We start from the raw sequence: 23010 nt of genomic DNA on the forward strand, positions 1-23010 counted from the left end.
AACCCGATCGCTGTTTCATCAGCGACCGCACCACAATAGAACCCACCCCCAAGGCGCACAAGCCGGCGGATTCTGGCGTAGCTGTAGGCAAAGGCGCAAGGATATGTAGCCTGAGAGAGTGTCTGGAGATGTTTTTTTAAACGCTGGTGTTTATCGAGACCTTACTGTGGCACCTGCATGAGGTGGGGACGCGAGAGAAAGTCTCAGATTTATTTTTTGGAAATAAATCAGTCCCCTTTTTCCACTGAACGAAGCCGCCGAACGCCCTTGACCACTACCTAACCCCACAACAACACATCATGGGCAGCCACACCAAATACGACCCCATGTTCCTGGCCAACCCCGCCTACAACAGCAAATCCCTCCTGGCCAACGCCAGCGAATCCCTCGATTCCGCCAGCGAAATGCTCAGCAACTTCGCCGCGATACTGGAGCCTGCGCACCGCAAGACTGCGCTGGGGATTGCGCAGGTTGTTATGGTTGCGGGGCTGGCGGTGAATCAGGCGTTGGATCATGTTGAGGTAAAGACGTGATCGGCTGAGCGCTGTAGCTCAACAGCCGGAAAGAAAATGGCCGAGGTTTTCAGGTGTACTGACGACCTCGGCTAAATAATTGGTGCAGTGCACATTTCCCTTAAAGTACAAAATCTCTCTGGGTGTTCAATCATCCACCTTTGTTGATTCCAGCCAATAGCTGCCGCCGGTGAGAGGAAATCTTCCGCCCACATTGGAGATCGTATTGATTGCGAGCCATATAAACTACCCTTTATAACCGATACTTTTTTGCACATAACAATATTTGAGAGAAATTCAATCCTGCATTAGGAAAACTGAATAATTTAACGCGAACCCACTTCCCCAACACCACGCCACAATGCCATCATGACGATCTCATCATTCTTTATAGGAAAGGGGGAGTAAGATGCGATTCCGAAGCCTAAATAAATGGGATAACAAATCAGTATCTGAGGGTTTGATCTTTGTAGCTCAGCTAATTGACGAATTAATGTTTGACTACACTCTTGACACTTACAAACCCTCCGCAATGAATACGGCATTGTTAGTCAAAGAAGCAGTAGAGACTATTGCAGCAATCGACGCAGGCATTGTGATGAAGCCTAATCTGACTCATATCTTAAACGAACTCTGCGACAACTTAAAATCTGACGACGTAGCACGTGAGCTAATGTCAGTTGATGAGGTAGGAGTAACAAATACGCTAGACAATATAAAATCTTCAGATGCGAGCGTAACGACCGTTGTCAAGCTATTACTACGTCAAATTCCACTATCCGCTTATAAGGACAAGAATGAGGAACTTCTGAAAGAAGAGTTACTTGGCGGAGGGCAAAAATCAAAATTACGAAAGCTAACAAGATCATACATCACAACCCTTTTAAACAGCGGATATACTGCAACATATATACACAGAGCATCAAAAAAATTCTTCCACTACTCGCCTGATAGAATATCGGGGAACGAAGCGATCGACGATTACTTCAGCCTATTCTCCAACAAAGCAACGGAGCACTATGTAATTTATAAAGCCCCGTCGTATCTTGTAGACTTTTCCGAAGCTGCGAAAAGATTGGGCCTCGAAGTTCTAGAAAACCTTGAGAACTGCCCAATAACAGAAGAAGACACCAGGAAGCACAACATACACTTGGGAAGCAATGAGGTTTTTGTTTTTCTGGAGAAAATCAAAGGTAAGGAACCAAATTTTATAAAAATAATATCCGACTCATCAGTTGAGGCAATTCAAACTCTGATTGGTCTTTACCATCACAAAGAATCACCTAAACCCATAAATGAATGCTTGGTAAAAAATGCGACTACCGGAATTTGCACTAAAATAGTCAAGCATCTGAATCCGATGCACAAATGCGCCGATGCCATTCCAACTGTCGCATCTAAAAAACTTGCTAGTTTTGTAAAAGCTTTCGCACTAGATAAAGAATCTTTCAGGAAATTCCACAGAAGCGCTGAACTGCACTCTCTTGCACTAGCTAGCGAGTCTATAGAAAATCAAATGATAAACCTATGGATAGCGCTAGAGTCATTAGTCCCAAGCAAAACAGATAAGGACCTAGCTCAAATAGACCACCTAACACTTTCCATAACACCTTTCCTCAACCTTGAATACATAAACAAACTACTAATCAGATTCTTTAAAGACCTTCTGCAATGGAATAGAAAATATATACGAGAACTATACAAAAGAATTGATACGCAAGGAATTTCGTCAAAAACCGCACATTTATTAGCCTTGCCAGAGTATCAGGATTTGCGAACAGAGCTTGAAGCAAGCTTTGGAGATTTTTATCTTCTCAAAGATCGATACCAACATCTTGCTAACTTGCTATCTAGTCCTGCCGCCATTCTGAGTACGCTGGATAATCATCAAAAAAGGGTAGCGTGGCAACTTCGTAGAATTTACCGTGCAAGAAACACCATCGTGCATGACGGCTCAACACCATCTTATGCTGAAGTCTTAATCGAGAATACCCACGATTATTTAGACTCAATAATGCGTTGGCTTATGGCTCTGGCCTCAAAGGACACGACGATAATTTCTGTTGCGCAAGGATTCAAAATGGTGGAACTCAACTATCTAGCTTACAGAAAAAAATTATCTGAGAAGAATTTGGCCTTTTCAAAAGAAAATATAGATTTATTGCTTTTAAAATTTCAGCACTCAAAGTAGATATATCCCATCATTCCGCACCACGCAATACCTGGATTTTAAACAACACATTGAAAAATTGGGCTGATTTATTTCTTTAAAATAAATCAGCCCCGAATGGCACTTACTTAACATGTTTAGGATGCCCGTTTTTTCCTGACGTCTGCCCTTGCTGACCGACGTGACCGGGTCAGCAAAGGATAGGCCTGAGGTCTTCGTTTTATGGCTCGGGCATTACAAAGGGGATTGATTTATTTTCTCGAAATAAATTAGTCCCTTTGTTGATAATCTCCCCTCTGAAAACCTGGCATTACTAGCCTAAATAAGGTTTCACATCGCCAAAATATTTTCATTCGCGAGATGAATTTAAGTGCCAAATAGTCTATACACATGTATCGAACTCATCTCGCCGAACGAAAAAAATGAACAATGAGATTGATTTTTCAAAAAAATACGAATATGACGTTGAAATATACCTTGATGGATACGGCACTCTTGGGTCGGGAACTCTACACTTTGGCGGCGGGGTTTTCCCACATGTCAACCTTGATGCATTTGGACAGTTCATAAGACCAGATGGGGAGCCGCATCTAAAAGCCAAAACCAAAGGCGGTGAAAAATTTACTCTTACAAACTGCACTTACCAAGATTACACAATACATTCAGATTTGATAGTTTGCGGAGATATAGCCTCCGGATCTAGTGAGATAATCGTCAAGTACGCAGATATTTCCGATTGGTTCATGTGCGACCAATATGTAAAAGGAAATCTAGGAGAAAATTTAAATTGGACAACTCCGCCGCCACAAATTTTAGCAAATATTGAGAGTGAAAATTATAGCTTCTCCCTGAGAAGTGAGATTTACTCTTCACTTACTAAGCACCGAGAGGAGCGCACAATTCACGAGCATGTGAATTTTGTGTTTACGCGATCTGATGGCGAATTCTCGCTCTCCGAAATAAAGAACAAACCACTTGAACTCTCAAGTCTTCTGTCAATATTCATAGCTTACCCAATATCCATTTCAAGCATATGGGTGAAAGGCAGTAGTGGGTATCCAGTCCCGCTGTACTATCCTACTTTTAAAAAAGCTGATCGAGATTTCGATGAAAATGTATTTTGGCGCAACGCACTAATCTCAAGATCAACTCTCGATGGCTGCTGGCAATCAATATTGGAAAAATACTACAATTCAAAGTTTCGCAAGGTCCAGTGGTCGCGCCTATCCGGAATGCAACGACACGAGGGCTTTTGGGAGTACAAAGTATTAGGTTATGTCAGTTTGCTAGACAGCTACACCAGCAGGCTAACCAAGGAAGACGGTATCAAGCCTACAAATAAAAAAGCTGAGAAAATCGATGTACTACTTGGGGCTTTAGATTCAATTAAGCACCCGCTAACTCCAGAGCAATTAGCAGAAGTAAGATCACTCATCGAGTCCGCCCTACCAAAGCAGCGAACACTTAGCTTTACTGAAAAATATAACTATTTAATTGACAACACAGATACCGACATCATCAAGATAATTAATCTATCCAATGAAGACTTCAAACTAATAAAACAAGTCAGGGATATAATTGCGCATGGCGACGCCGTTGACTTGATAGAATACCCATATGAAAGAATCCATTCAACAACTCAAAAACTTACGCTCTTACTCACATACCATGCGACAGTAGATTTTGGCATCGCTACAGGAGACTTCATACAGAGCCTATACAACACAATAAATATTTTGAGCTACAACAAGGGCTTAGACTTGGTTCACCTCCGACGAACAATAGAGCCTGATTCATTTCTTAAAGTATCACCGTCATTATTCGACAAAATCACCAGTGCGGCATCCTTTAATATTTATGCTTGCTTTGCCAAAAGCCCAAACGGAGTGCTAGAGTACTCCGAGAAATATTCCAGGATTCACAAAGAGTGGCTTAACCAAAAGAATAGCGGACGTTATTCATTTGAAGATATTTTTGGTGTTGCAAAAGAAAGAATAAAAAATTTCGGCACTGCTTATCTAGAGTGCGGAGAAAAAATCAAAGAGCTTTATGGAGTATTTATCATTCTCGATGAATGATGTGACGCTATTGCATGCGTGACCAAAACTTAGAGCGATATCAATAACACAAACTTAAAGAGAACAACTCAGAGGGGCTGATTTATACTCTGAGAAATAAATCAGCCCCCTTTTCTCTTGCAAAACTATTATTTGACATCTGCTAACACCTTAAGCCTCTCGCGTATGCTCTCGCATAGTGCGTCAAATCGCTGGGACTGTAACTCCTCATAGAAAAATACTCCCTTGCTGCGCCTTGGTGCCGCAATCATCGCGGATATTGACTCATTGATTGCATCAATAATCAATTTTCGCTCTATGTAAAAATGATCGACATTGAAGTGAATAAAGTTATTTCTGTGCTCATTAAGGCTATTTATCAAATCCCTTTCTATTTCGGATTCTTTATCAAATAACTTATCGAACAGGTTCATAAAATTATCGAGCTGAGTACTAGGCAAATCCTTCTTGTTTTCGTACGCGTCTAACCACTTCTTTAGAAACTTCGGCTTCCATGTATCAAAACCCGCGGCACCTCGAAGCGCAATGCATACAGCCCCCTGCAGGGCGGAGTGAGCTGCGATGAGCGCCCACTTCCAACTGGATGCCGTCATTGGCACCCTTTGAATCTGAGTAAGAAGTTGCTCGAGGGACGTTTCCAGATCAATAAAACGGTCGAATTCAATATAGCCTTCCATGTTGTGCCAACCCTTCACGGCAATAGTGGGCGACTGCCTAAGGCAGTTTTAGTCGCGTAATTGCTTTTGCGTTGCATACAGGGTTTCGATGGCCACTAATGCGTTATCGACAACACTTACTACGCCATTCTCTGAAACCACTTGACGACCTCCCCCTTCTCCTTCTATGACATATACGCCTCCCACTGAACTGCTCGCATCATTAAGCGCCCTGTAACTTTAGACAACAGCGCAAGTAGGCGTGCAAGACCAACACCAGGGTCATTAAATCGAAGATAAGAGTTTGAACCATTTAGCCCAAACAAAAGACCTTCATTTTTTACAAGAATCCCCTTTGTCAGATCAAAATAAACATCTGGCTGACGCGCCTCGGGAAGTTTTATCAGGGACTGCTCAATAGTCTCTAAAGAAGATCCTCCGTATGTGAGCACAACGTTTAAAATTCTAGCATAAGGCCAAGCCATATCGCCCAAGCCGGCCCCCTCAAGCGTACTCGGAGCAAGTGAGTTAACGCTTTCAATATTGAGAGCAATAGCCTCAAGAATAGACGCTGTGATTTCTGTCTTAATTTCAAAAGTTGCTACGGCCCCCTCTTGAAATATCAGATCATGACCACTAGCGAACGGAAGCCTCGGCATGGACTTCAACATCAGAACAATATCTTGTTGTTTAGAGCGCCGCCCCTCCGAGTCAATGACCACTCCGCTTACGATACTGGTCATTTCCGGAAGATGTGCAAGAAGAAAATCTTGAATAAGTCTTTCTCGCGCTGAACCTGCAGTGGCAGAGTGCCCCAGCACTTTAGTCATTTCGTATTGAGCATTTAAGGCTTTTACAGCACCATCACAGTATTCAACTAATGGCTTCACTGACCTGCTCCCTGCAAGGAAATAGTTTTTCGGAATTGTCTACTAATCAGTAGATAGCTGCAAAGAAACTAAATCCAGTTCAACTCCATGGCCTCGCTGGTCGGAAGTAATCACTCATCCACTTATCAGGGCCTAGTGAGGATCGGCATCTCCACCCCCTCCCCCAACCGCTCCACCCCCAACCGCACCCTCTCCCCCCCCTGCTCAATCACCACCCCATCCCCTTCCACCGCCACCAACTTCACCCCAGGCCCCACCCGCTCCCCCTGCAAAAAACTCCGCGGCGGCCCATCGTTCAAACTCAAAATCGCCACCGCCCCGCGACTCCCCGCCATCACCCCGCTCACCTTGATGTCCACCGGCGCCGTTTGGTTGGAAAACCACTGCAACGCCGGGCTGTCACTGCGCGCGGCGAGCATTTGCGGCGGGGCTGGTGGGGTATGCGATTCGGCGGAGGTCAGGAGTAGCGCCGACCAGGTCGCGACGCCGACCAGGGCGGCGAGCAGTGCGAGGGCCTGGACGGTTTGCGGGGGGGATATGCGGGTGGTGAGCATCATGGGCTGAATCTCCTTTTTGTCCCTGCTGACAGGCTACGCGGCAATTCTCACGGTTTTATTTCACACGTCTTACATGTTGGCCGTGCAGGATGTTTTTTTGGACGGGGCAGGACGCAACGGAGTGCGCAACCGATGAAGGCGGGCAAGCAACGGGGCTTTACGCTGATTGAGCTGATGGTGGTGCTGGTGATCATCGGGATCGCCAGTGCGGCGATCAGCCTGAGTATCAAGCCGGATCCGCTGCAGTTGCTGCGCAAGGACGCCGAGCGGGTGGCGCAGTTGCTGCAGGTGGCGCAGGCGGAGGCCCGCGCCGATGGTCGGCCGATTGTTTGGGTGAGTGATGGCAAGGGCTTTCGGTTCAGTCGGCGCGGTGACGGTGGTCGGGGTTTTGAGCATTTCAAGGATGACCCGCAGTTGCGGCCGCGCACCTGGCAGAGTCCGAAGCTGGAGGTGCGGGTGGAGCCGAAGCAGAAGGTGGTGCTTAACGCCGAGTGGATTAATCCGCCGCTGCAATTGACCCTGTCTGATGGGCTGAATCGGCTGAGTGTGCTGCGTGATGCCAGTGGCAGGATCAGTGTGCAATGAACGATCAACGGGGCTTTACCCTGATCGAGGTGATGGTCGCGATTCTGCTGATGGCGGTGGTCAGTTTGATTGCCTGGCGCGGGCTGGACAGTGTGACGCGGGCGGACAGTCATTTGCAGGCGAGCAGTGAGCAGAGCGACAGTTTGTTGCGGGCGTTGAATCAGTTGCAGCGTGATGTGGAGATGCGCGCGGGGATTGAGTTGAGTGAGCCGAAGAAGGTTGGCGTGGATGATGAGCCGCCGAGTGCCCCGCCTGCGCTGACGGTGCGGAGCAGTGATAGCAAGGGGTTTCGGCTGGATATTATTCGCAGTGCGGCGGATCAGCCTGGGGCTTTGCAGCGGGTGCGGTGGTGGGTCAAGGGGGATACGTTGTATCGGGCGGTGGCTGAGGCGCGCAGTCGTTATCCGTTGCCGGCGCCGGGGGCTGGGGTGGCGGTGTTGGATGGGGTGAGTGATGTGCAGGTGCGGGTTTGGGAGGTGGATAAGGGTTGGCGGCAGTTGAGTGGGAATCGGCGGGAGGATCCGTTGGGGTTGGAGGTGCGGTTGACGCGGGAGACGGCGCAGGGGGTGGAGCGGTATCGGCAGGTGATGGGGCCGTTGGAGTGATGTATGCGGGTTATGCCGATATTTCTGCGCATCGGAGATTTCTGTAGGAGCTGCCGAAGGCTGCGATCTTTTGATTCTGATTCTTGAAGATCAAAAGATCGCAGCCTTCGGCAGCTCCTACATTGGGATTGGGGATAGTCAGTTGGGGATTGGTTGGTTGTTAGGGCGCCATCGCTGGCAAGCCAGCTCCCACAGGGGTTGGTGGGGTTGGGTTAGCTGAGGACGACTACGCCGCCGGGTAGCTCTGTGCATTTGACGCCGTAGGCGTCGCGGATCAGCAAGGCGACGCCGGCGAGTTGGTCGAGGCTGAAGCGGGCCTGGACGCGGCGTTGGCCGAGTTCGCGGTTGAGCAGCAGCAACATGCCTGGGCGGTAGCGGTTGATCTCGTCGATCATCTGGCTGAGGGTTGCGCCGTTGAATACCAGTATCTGTTGGCGCCAGTTCATCACTGCGGCGGTGTCGACGCTTTGCACTGCACCCACCTGTTGCCCGTCGTAGGTCAGTTGCTCACCCGGCTGCAAACGCAGGCTGCGGCCATCGACATTGACGTCTACCGAACCATCGAGGCACGTCACGCACACTTGCTGATCGGTGTTGCGCAGGTTGAACCGCGCCTGACTCGCCCGCAACCACCCGCCCCCGGCCTGCATCGCCAGTGGCAACCGCGCGGTCTGTACTTCGACTTCGCCGCTGACCAGTTCGAAACCCTGCACGCCGTCATCGCCGGAGCGCTGGTTGATGCGGGTCTGGGTGTTGAGCTCCAGGCGCACGCCGTCGGCCGGTTCGAAACGCTTCTGCTGGCCGACTTCGGTAATGTAATCGGCGCCGAGTCCTTCGAAACCGCCGGGAATCGTCCCGCGCACCAGCATGAACGCCGCCGATGCCGCGATGGCGCCACCGAGAAACGCCCGGCGACCGAAGCGCCGAGGCGACTGCAGCATTTCAGTGGCAGGCTGCAGGTTGTGCCACAACACCTTGGCCTGCTCGAAAGCCTGGGCATGTTCGGCGCTCTGCGCGCACCACTGGCGCAAGGCGCGGGCGTCGGCCACGGTGGCGCGGCCGGAGGTCAGCAGGACCAACCAGTCGTGGGCTTCGCTGTGCAGATTGTCGGCCGCCGATGGCTCGGCAGGTGTCAGTCGAAAGATGTTCAAACGCGCAGATTCTCAACGAATTGATCGGGCACTATTCAGAAGACGGTTTTCCGGCCCCGCGACCGAACCGCTGAAACACTTTTCTTTCCAGTTTCGCCGCGCAGAAGCCCAATGCAGCTTTGATTTCCTTTTCGACCATGCGCGTGGAGATGCCGAAGCGCTGGGAGATTTCCAGGTGCGGCGCCTCCTCCAGCCGCGCCGCGATGAAGATTCGGCGACGCCGCGCTGGCAGCTCGTAAAGGGCGCTGAGCAGCGACTGAATTTCTTTTTGCCCACCGACCACCCGCGCCGGATCCAGCGCCTCGTCGCCGATCTGCAGCAGCTCTTCGACTTCCTCGCCGGTGAGCAGGCGCGCATCGGCCTGACGGCGGTCGGCGGCGATGTTCAGGGCCATGCGATAGAGGTAGGCGTTGGGCCGCAGCAGGTTCGGCGGCGTTTCCATGCGGTCGACCCGCAGGTAGGTTTCGTGCAGCACGTCGTTGGCCAGGTCTTCCGAGCCGAGACGGCGTCGCAAGCGCACCCGAAAGTCCTCGTAGGACGTCAGGAACAGCTGGACCATCGAACCTTGTCCGGTGTCTTTCATCCCCCGGAAACTCCTTCCCATTTGGTGCATTCCATGCGTTTCCCTGACGACTCCGGTAACAACAGCAACGTGACCGGCTGACGCAATGCGCTGGGCGTCGGCCGGTCGATCCTGAGATTGCGAAAGCTCTCCACCAGCGCGGTATCGCGCCGTACATCACCGGTGGTGGTGACCAACCGGTTGTGCTGCACCACGCCGTCGCGCCCGACCCAGACCTGCAACACCGCGCGATAACTGCCGGGACGGGTCAGTGGCGAACGGCACAGGTTGCGCTCGATCGCCGCTTGCACCGCGGTGGCGTAGCTGCGACTGACGGCGGCGCTGGCCGGCGTGGACTTTTCCAGGGCCGATGGCGCGTCCTCGACCTGCGCCACTTGCAAGGTGAACGCATCATCGCGGGCATAACGCGCCATTAGCCCGCTGCCGCCGAGCAAACGGCGCAGCGCATCGGCAGCGGTGTATTCGCCATCGACCGCCAATGAGCGCCGGCCACGACTCAACTGACTGTCGACCAGCACCGCCACCCCGGTGGCATGGCTGTACTGATCCAGCGCCCGGGCCAGGTCTTGCGCCGGGATGTGCAGTGTCATGCGCAAGTCGGCGGGCGCGGGTTCGGCTGTCGCAGCACTGCTCAACCAGCCAAGCAGCAGCCCCAGACTCACCCGGCGCACAAGAGTCGCTGAACGCTGAAGACCGTCCCTGGAACTGCCTCGCTGCACGGCTGACGTACCCCTGAAAACCGTCATCCTGATGGCTGTTTATGAATCTGGTGTGACGGGCGGTGCAAAAAAACCATCACGGGATTCGCCCAAGGCTTGCACTAGACTGCATTCAGAGAACGGCCGCTTCGGGCCGGCCAGGAGGCTTGCATGAAATCACTGTGGAAATTCGCCCTCGGCGGGCTGCTGCTGAGCGCCATCGCCAGCGCCCACGCCGAGCAGCCGCTGGGCTGTGTGGAGGTGACGGTGGGTGGCTACAAGGCGCCGAATTACGATTGTCTGAGTCAGCAGATGGGCAACAATCCGGAAGGGGCTGCCGCTGCGGAAAAGAATCAGGAAGCACTGAATGTGCCGGTGAACAAGCGGCCACCGAATCAGGTTGGGCTTGCAACCCCGGCCGCAACTGGAACACGCATGGGCAACACTTTCGGCACTTCAGTCAAACCGCAACGCCCACCAAAGTGATGATCCTGTAGGAGCTGCGGCACGCTGCGATCTCTTGATCTTGCTTTTAAAAATCAAAAGATCGCAGCCTTCGGCAGCTCCTACATTCGATCCCATCTAGGAGCTGCCGAAGGCTGCGATCTCTCCACCGGACTGAAGACCAATCTTTGTGGCGAGGGAGCTTGCTCCCGCTGGGGTGCGCAGCGCCCCCAAATCTGCCGAACCGGTTTTAACTGACAGACCGCATGCAAAGGTTTTGCGACTGCTGCGCAGCCGAGCGGGAGCAAGCTCCCTCGCCACAGGTTATGTGCATGTCAGTCGCTTGGGGTTTGGCGGAAGCTTACCGCCAGGCGATTCCAGCTGTTGATCGTGGTGACGGCCATGGTCAGATCCACCAGTTCGGCTTCGCTGAATTGCGCTTTGGCTAACTGATAAACATCATCCGGCACATGACTGTCCGCCAACAGCGTCACTGCCTCGGCCCAGGCCAACGCCGCCCGCTCACGCGCATTGAAAAAGCCGCTGTCGCGCCACACCGCAATCGCATACAAACGCCGCTCACTCTCCCCGGCCCGCCGCGCGTCCACCGAGTGCATGTCGGTGCAGAACGCGCAGCCGTTGAGCTGAGAAGCGCGGATCCTGATCAGTTGCAACAGCGGCGCCTCGATGCTCAGGTCGCTGGTCAGCGCCTCCATGGCGATCATCGCTTTCATCGCCTTGGGCGATGCGTTGTAGTAGTCCAGACGCGGGGACATGGGTAGGTCTCGGGAAGCGGAATGATGAGTTCACGGTAAGCGCTGAACTGCCAGCGTTACAGCCCCAATTCCACGGAAAACCGCTACACCACTGAAACCCTGGCCCCACACAAATCCCCTGTAGGAGCTGCCGCAGGCTGCGATCTTTTGATCTTGCTTTTGCCGATAAAAAATCAAAGTCAAAAGATCGCAGCCTCCGGCAGCTCCTACAGGGATTGGGGCCAATTTGTGGATTTTCCGATGCGCATCTACTGACGAACAGGCAAAGCGGAGTAATCTGGCGGGCATTCAATTCGCCCCCCCGGAGCCGCGTCGGTATGGAACTTCACGTCGTGATCAATGGCCGCAAGGACCTCGCCGGTCAGTTGTACCAGCAGCTGCGCGGCGCCATCGAGTCCGGGCGGCTGGCGGCGGGTACGCAGTTGCCACCCAGCCGTCTGCTGGCCGAGCAACTGGGGATCTCGCGCAAGACCATTTCCGACACCTACGCGCAGCTGACTTACGAAAATTTCCTCACCGGGGTGATCGGCAAAGGCACCTACGTCAACGCCCGCCCGGCGCAGATTCAGCGCAAGCAAAGCCACACCGAACTGGCCAGCGCCGAGGTGATCGAGCGTTGGCGCAACCTGCCGGTGTTCTTGCGCCACCCGTCGCTGGAAGGTTCGTTGCGCTACGACTTCATCGGCGGCGCCACCAGCAAGGGCCAGTTCCCGCATGACGACTGGCGCCGTTGCGTGTCGCACGCGATGCGCCAGATGGCCGGCTCCAAAGGTTTCTACAGTGTGCCCGAAGGCCTACCGGCGCTGCGCAATGCGATTGCCCGGCACATCGCCTTTTCGCGCGGGATCAACTGTCAGGACGAAGACATCGTGGTGTGCAACGGCGCGCAGCAGGCGCTGGACCTGATCACTCGCGTGCTGATCAGCCCCGGCAGCCGGGTGGCGATGGAGGATCCGGGGTATCCGCCCGCGCGGTTGCTGTTCGGCACTCACGGCGCCGAAGTGGTCGGAATCCCGGTGGATGCCGAGGGGATTGTGGTCGAGCAGATTCCCGAGGGCACGCGGATGATTTATGTCACGCCGTCGCACCAGTTCCCGCTGGGCATGCCGATGAGCCAGGCGCGCCGCGAGGCTTTGCTGGCCCGGGCTTATGAGCTGGGCGCGATCATCATCGAGGACGACTATGACAGCGAATTCCGCTACGAAGGGCGGCCCACGGACTCTCTGTTCAGCCTTGATCAGCGCGGCATCGTGGCCTACGTCGGCACCTTCTCCAAGACCTTGCTGCCGGAGCTGCGTCTGGGTTACGCGATCCTGCCACCGGCGATTCTCGAAGCGGTGATCCGCGCCAAACAACTCACCGACCTGCACGCCTCGACCCTGCCGCAATGGGCGCTGGCCAAGTTCATTGCCGAAGGCTGCCTGCTCAAGCACATCCGCCGTTGCCACGGGATTTACGCCCAGCGCCGCGAACGGATTCTGGCGCGTATGGCCACGGATCTGGCGCCGTGGCTGGAGGCGATACCGCCCAGTGCCGGATTCCACATGGCGGTGCTGTGCAAGGTGCCGATCGACCTGCCGCTAGTGATCGAATTGGCGAAAAAAGTCGAGGTCGGGCTGTATTCCATCGACATTTTTCATTATCAACAGCCGGTGAAGAGCGGCCTGTACTTCGGCTTCGGCGCCATTGAAACCCTCGATATCGACACCGCTCTGAATCGCCTGCGCGACATTCTGCAACAAGTGGCGTGAATGATTGGTCTGGGTGATAAACCGCCGATTGGTTATTGGTGGTCACGGGGTGCAGGCCTATTCTGCACAGGCGTTATCCCTCAATGAGCAGGATTCGTCCGGCCTGATTCAGGAGTGTGAGCAATGTCCAACGAAGTGATCAACACCGTTCAGGTGCGCGCCGCCGCCGGCCGTTCGGAAGAGCTCGGTCGGCAGTTGCAGAAGATCGTAGACACCTTGCGTCAGACACCGGGCTGCGACGCCTACATGGTCGACCGCTGCCCCGAGGACAGCCACCGCTGGACGGTGAGTGCGCGCTGGCAGTCGGAAGCGGCAATGCAGGCGCACTTCAACCGGCCCGAGGCGCAGGGGTTTATTGACCTGATCGATAGCCGTCTGGCCAATAGTGTGGATTTCAACAGTTTCCCGATCGTTTAGAAGCAAGATCAAAAGATCGCAGCCTGCGGCAACTCTTACACAATCCCTGTAGGAGCTGCCGCAGGCTGCGTTCTTTTGTTTTTTGGCCGAGGCCGATTGGTCACCCGATCTTCCCGAATATTGGCCGTTTGAATACCCCACCCCGCAGACTACTGTGGTCACCACCCCTCCCCAACTGGTGATCGAACATGAAAGCCCTGCACCTCTTCACCGCCGTTCTCGCCCTGTCTGTATCTGCCGCAGCACTGGCCCACGACCCATCCGAGAAAGTCACCGTCCTGCAAGACCAGATGCTGAAGAACGCCCCCGGCAAGAAAGCCATGATGATCGAAGTCGACTACAAACCCGGCCAGTCCTCGATCGCCCACAAGCACGACGGCACCGCCATGGCCTACGTGCTCGAAGGTGAAGTGATTTCCCAGGTCAAGGGCGAACAGCCGATCACTTACAAGAAAGGCCAGTTCTGGTACGAACCGGCCGGCTCCGAACATCTGGTGTCGAAAAATGCCAGCAACACCAAACCGGCGAAGTTGCTGGTGTTCATGGTATTGGCCCCGGACGAGCAAGTACTGATCCCCTTGAAAAACTGATGGTTGTTGGCACAGCCATAAATAAAAAGGCGCAAAACACTGTTTTGCGCCTTTTTATTTCCCGAGGCAATTAACCGCTTTGCTTTAAAGCCAATAAAACTAATGCATCGCCACAACTCGAAAAATTGTCAGCTTATTTACAGGTTGGCGGGTTTAGTCTGAGTCAACTGTCGTGCGCCCGTCACCCACAGCCGCGACAATTCTGACTTTCCGACTGAAGTTGCTTCACGGGAGACTCATCATGAAACTTGCCTTTGCCAGTACCTTGGCGATATCGGTTTTAGCCTTGTCCGCCTGTTCCGTACCCACCGCGCCGAAAGCGGTGTCGTCCCTCGATACATTGTTCACCCAACCGGTCGGCCGTAGCAGCGCCGCCCAGGTGCAAAGCGGTCCCGGCGTGTCACTGGGCTTGGTCTACAGCCCTAGCACCCTGACCAACCGCGAATACCTGCGTGACTATCAAGCCAACGCCGGCACCGGTTTCGGCCAGAGCCTGCTGGTGCAGCCGATCCATGACGCCTACGTCGCCACCTCGAAACCGGACATGGCGGTGGATTGGGTCAAGGCCTCGCTGCAACGGCAGTTCGGCTCGGTCACGGTGTACCCGGACATGCAGAGCCTGCGCGCGGCGCACCCCGATGTGGTGGCGATCATCGACACCCACAGCCAGTTGATCACTTCGCGCAGCTCCGACATCAAGGCTGATGTCAGTGCGGATTTCTATGATGCGAAGTTGAACTACATCGGTACGGCGAAAGGTTCTGAAGCGAAGGAACTGACGCCGGTGTGGGCGGACTTCAAGCGTTCGGAAGAGATAGTCGCGGATATTAATCAACAGCAGGATGTGCAAGTTCGGGCGTTGCAGAAGTTTGATCAGTCGCTGAATAATTTATTGACCAGACCGACAGATAAAGTGTCGATGCTCGATAGTAAACAAGCACATAAGTTGTATTGATATAAAGGGCGCCATCGCGAGCAGGCTCACTCCTACAGTTGGAATGCGTTTCCCTTGTAGGAGTGAGCCTGCTCGCGAAGGGGCCAGCCCGACCACCACAAAACCAACAGACATAAAAAAACCCCTGCATCTCACAATGCAGGGGCTTTTTCATTCAACCACTACTCAGGCCAGTTCAAGCTCGGCATTCGCAGCAGTCGCAGGCACCACCGCTTGACCGCTCAACGCGAGGTCAAGCAGTTCACGGTTGGCTACTGCATACATGGCGTAGTCCGTGCCGCTCGCCGCACGGATTTCCACCAGCATGGCGCGCCAGCGCTCGATCATGCTTTCGTGCTGCGCCATCCACAGCGCCAGACGTGCTTCCACGTCCTGAGTGCCGTCGCCCTGTTGCAAGACGGAGATGGTGATCGCACGTTGCTGCCAGTCCACATCATCGCGGAACGCTTCACGAGCCAGGGCCTGCCAGTTGTTTTCAACCGGCAGCGCGCTGATCTGTTGCAGGTACCAGGTGATGTCCAGCGCACTGCCCACGGCGAAGTAGGCCTTGGCCACTTCGGCCGGATCCTGGCCAGTGACGTCGGACGCTTCGATGATCGGCAGCAGGGTGTACAGGTGCGAGGTACCCGCCACCATACGCGCCAGCAACTCCGGCACACCGGCCGCGACGTAAGCCTGATAACGCGCCTGCCAGTTTTCACGGATTTCGCCGCTCAGCAGTTCGTCGAGCTTCAGACCCAGCTCCTTCAGGTGCGGACCGAAGTGCGCGACGTCACGGGCAGCGTTCTGCTCGTTGCGACGGGCACGCAGGAACCAGCGCGTAGCGCGACGGCCCAGGCGCATCAGCTCGTCCATCAGCTCCAGTTGCACGTCAGCGGAAACCTGGTAGTCCAGCGCTTCAATCTGACGGAACCAGTGCGGGAGGTGGAAGATGTCACGCACGATCACGTAGGCGCCAGCCACGTTCGCCGGGCTCATGCCGGTCGACTCTTTGAGTCGCTGAACGAAGGTGATGCCCATGTGGTTGACCAGATCGTTGGCGATCTGGGTGCTGACGATCTCGCGCTTCAGACGGTGACGACGCATGGCTTCGGAGAACTTGCTGACCAGGGTCGGCGGGAACGCAGTTTCCATGTCGCGGGTCAGGTAGTCGTCGTCCGGCACCAGCGAGTTCAGCAGCTGTTCCTTGAGGTCGATCTTGCTGTACGAGATCAGCACCGACAGCTCGGGACGGGTCAGGCCATGGCCTGCCGCAACGCGCTCGTTGATCTGCTCTTCGGTCGGCAGGAACTCGATGGCACGGTCCAGCTTGCCACGGCCTTCCAGATCGCTCATCAGACGCTTGTACTCGGCAATGCGCTCGTAGGCACGACGCGCCGCCAGGGACAGAGCCTGGGTCTGCTTGTAGTTGTTGCCCAGCACCAGACCACCAACTTCGTCGGTCATGCTCGCCAGCAACTGGTTGCGTTGCTTGTCGGTCATGTCGCCGGCCTGAACCACTTCGTTCAGCAGGATCTTGATGTTCACTTCGTGGTCGGAGCAGTCCACGCCACCGGCGTTGTCGATGAAGTCGGTGTTGGAACCGCCGCCATTGAGACCGAATTCCACACGACCCAGTTGGGTCATGCCGAGGTTACCGCCCTCGCCCACGACTTTGCAGCGCAGCTCGTTGCCGTTGACGCGCAGTGCGTCGTTGGCCTTGTCGCCCACGTCGGCATGGCTTTCGCTGCTGGCCTTGACGTAAGTACCGATACCGCCGTTCCACAGCAGATCCACCGGCGCCTTGAGCAAGGCGTTCAGCAGTTCGGTCGGGGTCAGCTTGTCGGCCTTGATGTCGAAGCGTTCTTTCATCTGCGGCGAGATGGCGATGCTCTTCGCGCTGCGCGAGAAGATGCCGCCGCCTTCGGACATGATGCTGGTGTCGTAGTCGGTCCAGGCCGAACGCGGCAGGTCGAACATGCGCTGACGCTCGACGAAGCTGGTCGCCGGGTTCGGGTTCGGATCGATGAAGATGTGCATGTGGTTGAACGCGGCAACCAGTTGCAGCTTGTCGGACATCAACAGGCCGTTGCCGAATACGTCACCGGCCATGTCACCGACGCCGACCACAGTGATGCTGTCTTCCTGAACATTGATGCCGCGCTCGCGGAAGTGGCGCTGTACGCCGACCCACGCGCCCTTGGCGGTGATGCCCATTTTCTTGTGGTCGTAACCGGCGGAACCACCGGAAGCGAACGCGTCGCCCAGCCAGAAACCGTAGTCGATGGCGATGCCGTTGGCGATGTCGGAGAAGGTCGCAGTGCCCTTGTCCGCGGCCACCACCAGGTACGGGTCATCGTCGTCATGACGCACGACGTTGGCCGGCGGTACCAGCGCGCCGTCTTTCAGGTTGTCGGTGATGTCCAGCAGACCGGAGATGAAGATGCGGTAGCAGGCGATGCCTTCGGCCGCGATCTCGTCCCGGCTGCCGCCCAGTGGCAGGCGACGCGGCAGGAAGCCGCCCTTCGCGCCCACCGGCACGATGACCGAGTTCTTCACTTGCTGGGCTTTTACCAGGCCGAGGACTTCGGTACGGAAGTCTTCTTCACGGTCGGACCAGCGCAGACCACCGCGCGCAACGTTGCCGAAGCGCAGGTGCACGCCTTCGACGCGTGGCGAGTAAACGAAGATTTCGAACTTCGGTACCGGCTTCGGCAGCTCAGGGATCGCGTGCGGGTTGAACTTGAAGCTGAAGTACGACTTGTTCTGGCCGTTGGCGTCAGTCTGATAGAAGTTGGTACGCAGAGTGGCCTTGATCAGGTCCAGGTAACGACGCAGGATGCGGTCTTCGTTGAGCACCTGAACATCGTCCAGTGCAGTCAGAATCGCCTGTTCCAGACGCTGTTGCTTGTCTTCCAGATCATCGCTGCCCAGCTTGCGCGCCAGGTAGAAACGGGTCTTGAACAACCGGGTCAGCTCGCGAGCGATGTCGGTGTGGTTGTTCAGGGTGCTGGCGATGTAACCCAGGTCGAAGCCCAGACGAATCTGCTTCAGGTAACGGGCGTAGGCGCGCAGCAGCGCCACGTCGCGCCACGGCAGACCGGCAGTCAGCACCAGACGGTTGAACGCATCGTTCTCGGCATCGCCACGGACGATGTGGACGAACGCGTCCTGCAGGGTGTCGTTGAGTTGCTGGATATCCAGCTCCAGACCTTCCGCCGCAGTGAACGCGAAGTCATGAATCCAGAACTCGCGGCCATTGGTGTGACGCAAACGGTACGGGAACTCACCCAGCACGCGCAGGCCGAGGTTTTCCAGAATCGGCAAGACGTCGGACAGCGCCAGCGGGGTGTCGGCGTGGTACAGCTTGCAATGCAGCTCGCGCTGACCGGACACCTGGCCCAGCGGCTGATAGAAGCTCATCACCAGCGGATTTTTTTCGTTCAGGCTCAGCAGGTGCTGCATGTCGACCACGGCCGAATGCGCCGCGAAACGCTCGCGGTAACCCGCCGGGAAGCCTTTCGGGAAATCCGCCAGCACGTTGGTGCCGTGGGCTTCGCCGAAACTTTCGACGGTCAGTGCCGCGTAGTCGTCCTGCCAGCTGCGGCAGGCCTGTACCACTTCTTTTTCCAGCAGCAACGGATCGATGTCGATGCGGTTCTTCGGATCGACACGCAGGATCAGCTGCACGCGAGCCAGCACGGACTCGGAGAAGAAGGTCCAGAACTCGCAGTCGGTGGCCTTCAGGCGCTCCATCAGCACCTGCTGGATCTTCTGCCGCACTTCGGTGGAATAGATGTCGCGCGGCACGTAGGCCAGGCAGTAGCAGAAGCGACCGTACGGGTCTTTGCGCAGGAACACGCGGATCTTGTTGCGTTCCTGGATCTGCACGATCGACATCACGGTGCTGAACAGTTCGTCGACCGGGGTCTGGAACAGGTCATCACGCGGCAGCACTTCGAGTACCTGCGCCAGTTCCTTGCCCAGGTGAGCCTTGGACTGGAAGCCGGAGCGGCGTTCGATTTCTTCGACCTTGCGACGGATGAACGGAATGACCCGCACGCTCTCGCCATACACCGAGGAGGTGTACAGGCCCATGAAGCGGTGTTCCTTGATGACGTTGCCATCAGCGTCGATTTCACGGATCGACACGTAATCCGGGTAGGCCGGACGGTGCACGCGGCTCGGGTGCGCAGCCTTGGCGAACGACAGCAGGGTCGGTTCGCGCAGGTAGTTCACTGCGTAGTCTTCGATGTGACGGTCTTCGTTGGTCAGACCGGTGCGCAGCAGTTTGGTCAGACCGAGGAAGGAATTCTGGTCGTATTCGATATGACCGCCATCGGCCTGATCGACAACGGTGAACTCTTCGTAGCCGAGGAAGGTGAAGTGGTTGCCCACCAGCCATTCCAGGAAGCTCTTGATTTCGGTCTTTTCGTCGGCATCGACGGCGAATGCACTGTTATCGAGCTTGGTGAGGATCTCCTGCACCTTGGCCTTCATCGGCTCGAAATCAGCGACCGCGACGCGCACTTCACCGAGCACCTGCTCCAGCTCTTTGCTCAGCACATTGAGTTCGGCCGCGTTGGCGCAGCGGTCGATTTCCAGGTACATCAGCGACTCGTGCAGCACGCCTTCGCCGGTGCTGCCCTTTGGCAGGATTTCCAGCAGCTCGCCCTTGCTGCCACGGCGTACGCTGAGCACGGTGGTCTGCAGGGTGTGGATGCTGTAGCCGCGGCGGTTCAGCTCGGTGCGGACCGAGTCGACCAGAAATGGCAGGTCGTGGTGCAGCACCTCGACAGCGGTGTGGGTCGATTGCCAGCCGTGGCGTTCGTAATCAGGGTTGTAGACGCGCACTTGCGGTTGCGCGTGATCGAAGCGCTCAAGCAGGCGCCACGCGGAAAGAGTACAGCCAGCGAGGTCGGAGAGGCGACGTTGAGTCAGCTCGTCCAGGGAAATGATGCCGAAGAATTGTTCAGCGAACAGCGCCACTTGTGGCAGTGCCTGTTCACTGATGTGCTGCGCCAGTGCCGCTTGCAGTTGGTGCTGGAAGTCGGCTTTGCTGGCTGCGGTGAAGAACGCCATCTGTGGTACTCCGCTTAAGCTTGTTATTGATGGAAAGCGTCGCGTGCAACACCCCTTGCGGGGCTTGTGTCGCCCTGTTCCTGATTCTCGGGCAGAGGAAACAGGGGGACAGGTGGGTGAAGCTGGACGAGACACTCGGGTCACATTCACCTTCCATTGAATGGGCATCTGCAAAAACGACTGTCGAGGCTGCCGACAATGTCTTTACGGGTGCTCATCCGTTGCGCAGCTTAATGGGTGCGACAATGTGTCTGCTTGCGGTGCTGCGACATATTCGGTCATTGGCACGTAAACGCGGCCCCACGCACCGGTAAACATTAGCAGCCAAAGAGAATTCTCGCGCTTCAGGTGGCCGCTCAACAGGCAAGCGCACCTGAAATGACCGATTACCTGAAATTCGTTCCTGCCGCACCTTTCCTCCTTGGAAAATCACCCAAGCCAAAGCTTACACAGCCTTCGATTGTTCGCACCAAAAAACCAATAAAAACAACAAGTAGAAACACACTAAAGAATCCTTACAAACTGACAAGAAATGTCTCACATAATTTGAAGACCGAATTCCTACAGCACAATTTGAACGCAAAAATCGGTAGTGCTATCTATATAAGCGCACCTCATAAAAAACCAGACATCAGTTATCAAACCGACCCACGGAACGGGTCTCTATCAAAGAAAGGAATCAACACATGCGACAACTTGAACTTCCGACAACAATAATCTACGGCGATGGCTCCTGGGAAATCATCAATTTGAACCCTGGCACCATTCGCGGAGATATTCTCAAGAATTATCCGCTGGGCAACCCGATGCATGGGCTCACACTGGCGATAGAAAGTGACTATCTGGAAAAAAAGCGCAATTTAGAGCAAGGCTTGCAAACAGAGCTGAACATTATAGACAGCAGACACCCACCGCTGACCCACCCCACTCCCGATACATGGCTAAACAAAGCCACCAACATTGTCAATGAATTGCTTTTTCAAAAAAAAACACCGAACTGCAGCAAAAATTAAGGGATATTAAAACGTCGCAACAATATGCGAAGTTACAAGCCACTTACGACGCCATGCTTCTGAACGAACAAATCGCAAATCTTCAAGACCGCCAGACCAGACTGTATGCCGAAATAGCTCGGCGACAGGCCGAGGCCCTCGCCCAACAGCAGGCCGCCGAAGCGGCGCGACAAGCTGAAGAGGCGCAAAGACAAGAGCAGGCGCGTCAGGCTGCTCTGCGACTGGAGGAAGAAAAACAACGGATCGCTGCTGAAGCGGAGGCCAAACGTATTGATGACTACAAACGCGCGGTGGCTTACGTCGCCGACGCGAACAAATTCATTCTCGAGAAATACGGCGCCAACCTGCATCAAGTGGTGATGGATCTTCAAAAGGATGTATCAGGGAAAAAGATCAGGAGCTACAACGAGGCGCTGCGAACGTTCGAGCAGGTGCGAACCAACCCGAATGCAAAGCTCAGCCCGCAGGATACCCGTGCGGTTGTCGACGCACTGAACGCGCTGGACAAGGCGTCCTACATGGACAGTGTCAATCGGCTCGCCAAAGGATTTGGCGTAACCGGAAAAATCGTGCAGGCGCACTCGGTGATCGAGAAAACTGCGATTGGTTTTCAGGAAGGCAATTGGAAACCGCTGATGCTGGAGCTTGAGAGTATTGCGGCTGGTATGGGGGCGGGCGCACTACTGGCAGTGACCGCCGCCTACTTCTTCCCGGCACTGGTCACTACCGTACCCGGTATCGTGATAGTCGGCTTATTGATTGCCTTGGCAGCAGCCTTTTTGAGCGCAGATAACGTGGAAAAAATAAATACACTGATCCTTGATCAGTTCAACAGCGCTTCCTCAAAAGGATAGCAAACATCTGTAACGGGCCAGCCTTCCGGCTGGCCCTGTCAAACAGACAACACAGCCGGCCTACCGGAGAACACCAAGATGAATAAAAACCCGCCTGAACTGACTGTGCCTCCATTATTGATTTGCCTTTTCTGCGCGCCGATCTTTTTTATAAACCTTCTTCTTCCTGCACTCCCGCAAAGCAGCCTGGATTTTGCCATCAACGACTTCCTGGACAACCAGCTTTTCGGCTTGAGCGGATTCTGGTCTTCCTTATTCCCCTTCAGCTCCAAAGCAACCGCAAACTATGTAGCGGTTGCCGGACCAATATTTGCGCCAATTCTATTCTACAAAGTTTACAAAACAATGAAGATTGACCCTGCCCAGTACAAAAACAGGATTTTAACTCGACTCATCACCGGAATATTCTTTACAGCCTTTATGATTATGTTCTTTATGTTAGCTTTTTATTTAACCGAAACAGATCTTGGAAAAGGCACCGGGAAATATGGAAACCTGTTTGGACAAAACATATTGTTTTACTCGACATTCTCTTCAGGCATGTTGATAATTTTCTTTGTCATCCCATTTCTGATCCACCGAATCTTTTTTTACTTTCCGTACTTGCTGTTCAAAAAACGGAAGGAAAAAAGGGAACGCCGCCACTCTCATTGAGCGCTATGCC

Annotated in this window: 20 protein-coding genes and 1 pseudogene; 13 read left to right on the forward strand and 8 right to left on the reverse strand. The window is 54.5% G+C overall.

The window, feature by feature from the left end; translation table 11 throughout:
• Nucleotides 1-244: 244 nt before the first annotated feature.
• The 3 genes and pseudogenes from JN524_RS03005 to JN524_RS03015 all read left to right on the forward strand — a co-directional run.
• Nucleotides 245-533: pseudogene (locus JN524_RS03005) on the forward strand (DUF6124 family protein); the annotation flags it as partial.
• Between the two features lie 388 nt (nt 534-921).
• Nucleotides 922-2703 carry a HEPN domain-containing protein gene (locus tag JN524_RS03010; protein WP_202368416.1) on the forward strand — a complete coding sequence of 594 codons (1782 nt, stop codon included), beginning with the start codon at nt 922-924 and terminating at the stop codon, nt 2701-2703.
• Nucleotides 2704-3104: 401 nt separating this feature from the next.
• Nucleotides 3105-4760: a HEPN domain-containing protein gene (locus tag JN524_RS03015; RefSeq protein ID WP_202368417.1), complete on the forward strand. Its 1656-nt coding sequence runs from the start codon at nt 3105-3107 to the stop codon at nt 4758-4760.
• A gap of 128 nt (nt 4761-4888) precedes the next feature.
• On the opposite strand, the gene JN524_RS03020 is transcribed toward JN524_RS03015, so the two are convergent.
• The 3 genes from JN524_RS03020 to JN524_RS03030 all read right to left on the reverse strand — a co-directional run bounded on the left by JN524_RS03020 (nt 4889) and on the right by JN524_RS03030 (nt 6863).
• Entirely contained in the window at nt 4889-5437 is a 549-nt protein-coding gene (locus JN524_RS03020; protein WP_202368418.1) for a hypothetical protein, read from the reverse strand.
• A gap of 164 nt (nt 5438-5601) precedes the next feature.
• A complete protein-coding gene (locus tag JN524_RS03025) occupies nt 5602-6306 on the reverse strand; it encodes a DUF6602 domain-containing protein (protein ID WP_202368419.1) in 705 nt (234 codons plus the stop codon).
• 125 nt (nt 6307-6431) lie between these two features.
• A complete protein-coding gene (locus JN524_RS03030) occupies nt 6432-6863 on the reverse strand; it encodes a type II secretion system protein N (RefSeq protein ID WP_202368420.1) in 432 nt (143 codons plus the stop codon).
• Nucleotides 6864-6995: 132 nt separating this feature from the next.
• On the opposite strand from JN524_RS03030, the gene gspH reads away from it, so the two are divergent.
• Nucleotides 6996-7448, forward strand: a complete 453-nt coding sequence (gene gspH, locus JN524_RS03035; protein ID WP_202368421.1) for a type II secretion system minor pseudopilin GspH — start codon at nt 6996-6998, stop codon at nt 7446-7448.
• The gene (locus JN524_RS03040) at nt 7445-8053 is read left to right on the forward strand and encodes a prepilin-type N-terminal cleavage/methylation domain-containing protein (RefSeq protein ID WP_202368422.1); all 609 of its coding nucleotides are present in this window, start codon (nt 7445-7447) and stop codon (nt 8051-8053) included. The genes gspH and JN524_RS03040 overlap by 4 nt, the downstream gene beginning before the upstream one ends.
• Before the next feature lie 212 nt (nt 8054-8265).
• Here JN524_RS03040 and JN524_RS03045 read toward each other — a convergent pair whose 3' ends face one another.
• The 3 genes from JN524_RS03045 to JN524_RS03055 are packed head-to-tail and all read right to left on the reverse strand — an operon-like array spanning nt 8266 to nt 10449.
• On the reverse strand, nt 8266-9204 hold the full coding sequence (locus JN524_RS03045; protein ID WP_202368423.1) for a FecR family protein: 939 nt from the start codon (nt 9202-9204) through the stop codon (nt 8266-8268).
• A gap of 31 nt (nt 9205-9235) precedes the next feature.
• The gene (locus JN524_RS03050) at nt 9236-9787 is read right to left on the reverse strand and encodes an RNA polymerase sigma factor (RefSeq protein ID WP_027613107.1); all 552 of its coding nucleotides are present in this window, start codon (nt 9785-9787) and stop codon (nt 9236-9238) included.
• Nucleotides 9784-10449 carry a secretin and TonB N-terminal domain-containing protein gene (locus JN524_RS03055; protein ID WP_337248644.1) on the reverse strand — a complete coding sequence of 222 codons (666 nt, stop codon included), beginning with the start codon at nt 10447-10449 and terminating at the stop codon, nt 9784-9786. The genes JN524_RS03050 and JN524_RS03055 overlap by 4 nt, the downstream gene beginning before the upstream one ends.
• A gap of 207 nt (nt 10450-10656) precedes the next feature.
• Here JN524_RS03055 and JN524_RS03060 point away from each other — a divergent pair, with 207 nt between their 5' ends.
• Nucleotides 10657-10971 (forward strand): hypothetical protein, encoded by a 315-nt coding sequence (locus tag JN524_RS03060; protein WP_202368425.1) that lies wholly within the window; start codon nt 10657-10659, stop codon nt 10969-10971.
• A gap of 293 nt (nt 10972-11264) precedes the next feature.
• Here JN524_RS03060 and JN524_RS03065 read toward each other — a convergent pair whose 3' ends face one another.
• Nucleotides 11265-11705 carry a carboxymuconolactone decarboxylase family protein gene (locus JN524_RS03065; RefSeq protein ID WP_202368426.1) on the reverse strand — a complete coding sequence of 147 codons (441 nt, stop codon included), beginning with the start codon at nt 11703-11705 and terminating at the stop codon, nt 11265-11267.
• A gap of 317 nt (nt 11706-12022) precedes the next feature.
• Here JN524_RS03065 and pdxR point away from each other — a divergent pair, with 317 nt between their 5' ends.
• From pdxR to JN524_RS03085, 4 genes are all read left to right on the forward strand, one after another.
• Nucleotides 12023-13456, forward strand: coding sequence for a MocR-like pyridoxine biosynthesis transcription factor PdxR (gene pdxR, locus JN524_RS03070; RefSeq protein ID WP_202368427.1), 1434 nt, complete (start codon nt 12023-12025; stop codon nt 13454-13456).
• A gap of 123 nt (nt 13457-13579) precedes the next feature.
• A complete protein-coding gene (locus tag JN524_RS03075; RefSeq protein ID WP_103486380.1) occupies nt 13580-13873 on the forward strand; it encodes a putative quinol monooxygenase in 294 nt (97 codons plus the stop codon).
• Nucleotides 13874-14061: 188 nt separating this feature from the next.
• Nucleotides 14062-14463 (forward strand): cupin domain-containing protein, encoded by a 402-nt coding sequence (locus tag JN524_RS03080; protein ID WP_202368428.1) that lies wholly within the window; start codon nt 14062-14064, stop codon nt 14461-14463.
• A gap of 241 nt (nt 14464-14704) precedes the next feature.
• Nucleotides 14705-15418, forward strand: coding sequence for an ATPase (locus tag JN524_RS03085; RefSeq protein WP_202368429.1), 714 nt, complete (start codon nt 14705-14707; stop codon nt 15416-15418).
• A gap of 165 nt (nt 15419-15583) precedes the next feature.
• Here JN524_RS03085 and JN524_RS03090 read toward each other — a convergent pair whose 3' ends face one another.
• Nucleotides 15584-20479 carry an NAD-glutamate dehydrogenase gene (locus tag JN524_RS03090; protein WP_202368430.1) on the reverse strand — a complete coding sequence of 1632 codons (4896 nt, stop codon included), beginning with the start codon at nt 20477-20479 and terminating at the stop codon, nt 15584-15586.
• 686 nt (nt 20480-21165) lie between these two features.
• On the opposite strand from JN524_RS03090, the gene JN524_RS03095 reads away from it, so the two are divergent.
• The 3 genes from JN524_RS03095 to cui all read left to right on the forward strand — a co-directional run bounded on the left by JN524_RS03095 (nt 21166) and on the right by cui (nt 23000).
• Entirely contained in the window at nt 21166-21492 is a 327-nt protein-coding gene (locus JN524_RS03095) for a hypothetical protein (protein ID WP_202368431.1), read from the forward strand.
• A 53-nt stretch (nt 21493-21545) separates the two neighbouring features.
• Nucleotides 21546-22346, forward strand: a complete 801-nt coding sequence (locus JN524_RS03100) for a colicin-like pore-forming protein (RefSeq protein WP_202368432.1) — start codon at nt 21546-21548, stop codon at nt 22344-22346.
• 78 nt (nt 22347-22424) lie between these two features.
• The gene (gene cui / locus JN524_RS03105) at nt 22425-23000 is read left to right on the forward strand and encodes a colicin immunity protein Cui (RefSeq protein ID WP_202368433.1); all 576 of its coding nucleotides are present in this window, start codon (nt 22425-22427) and stop codon (nt 22998-23000) included.
• Nucleotides 23001-23010 lie beyond the last annotated feature (10 nt).

It is taken from the genome of Pseudomonas sp. MWU318, assembly GCF_016756945.1.
GTDB lineage: Bacteria > Pseudomonadota > Gammaproteobacteria > Pseudomonadales > Pseudomonadaceae > Aquipseudomonas > Aquipseudomonas putida_A.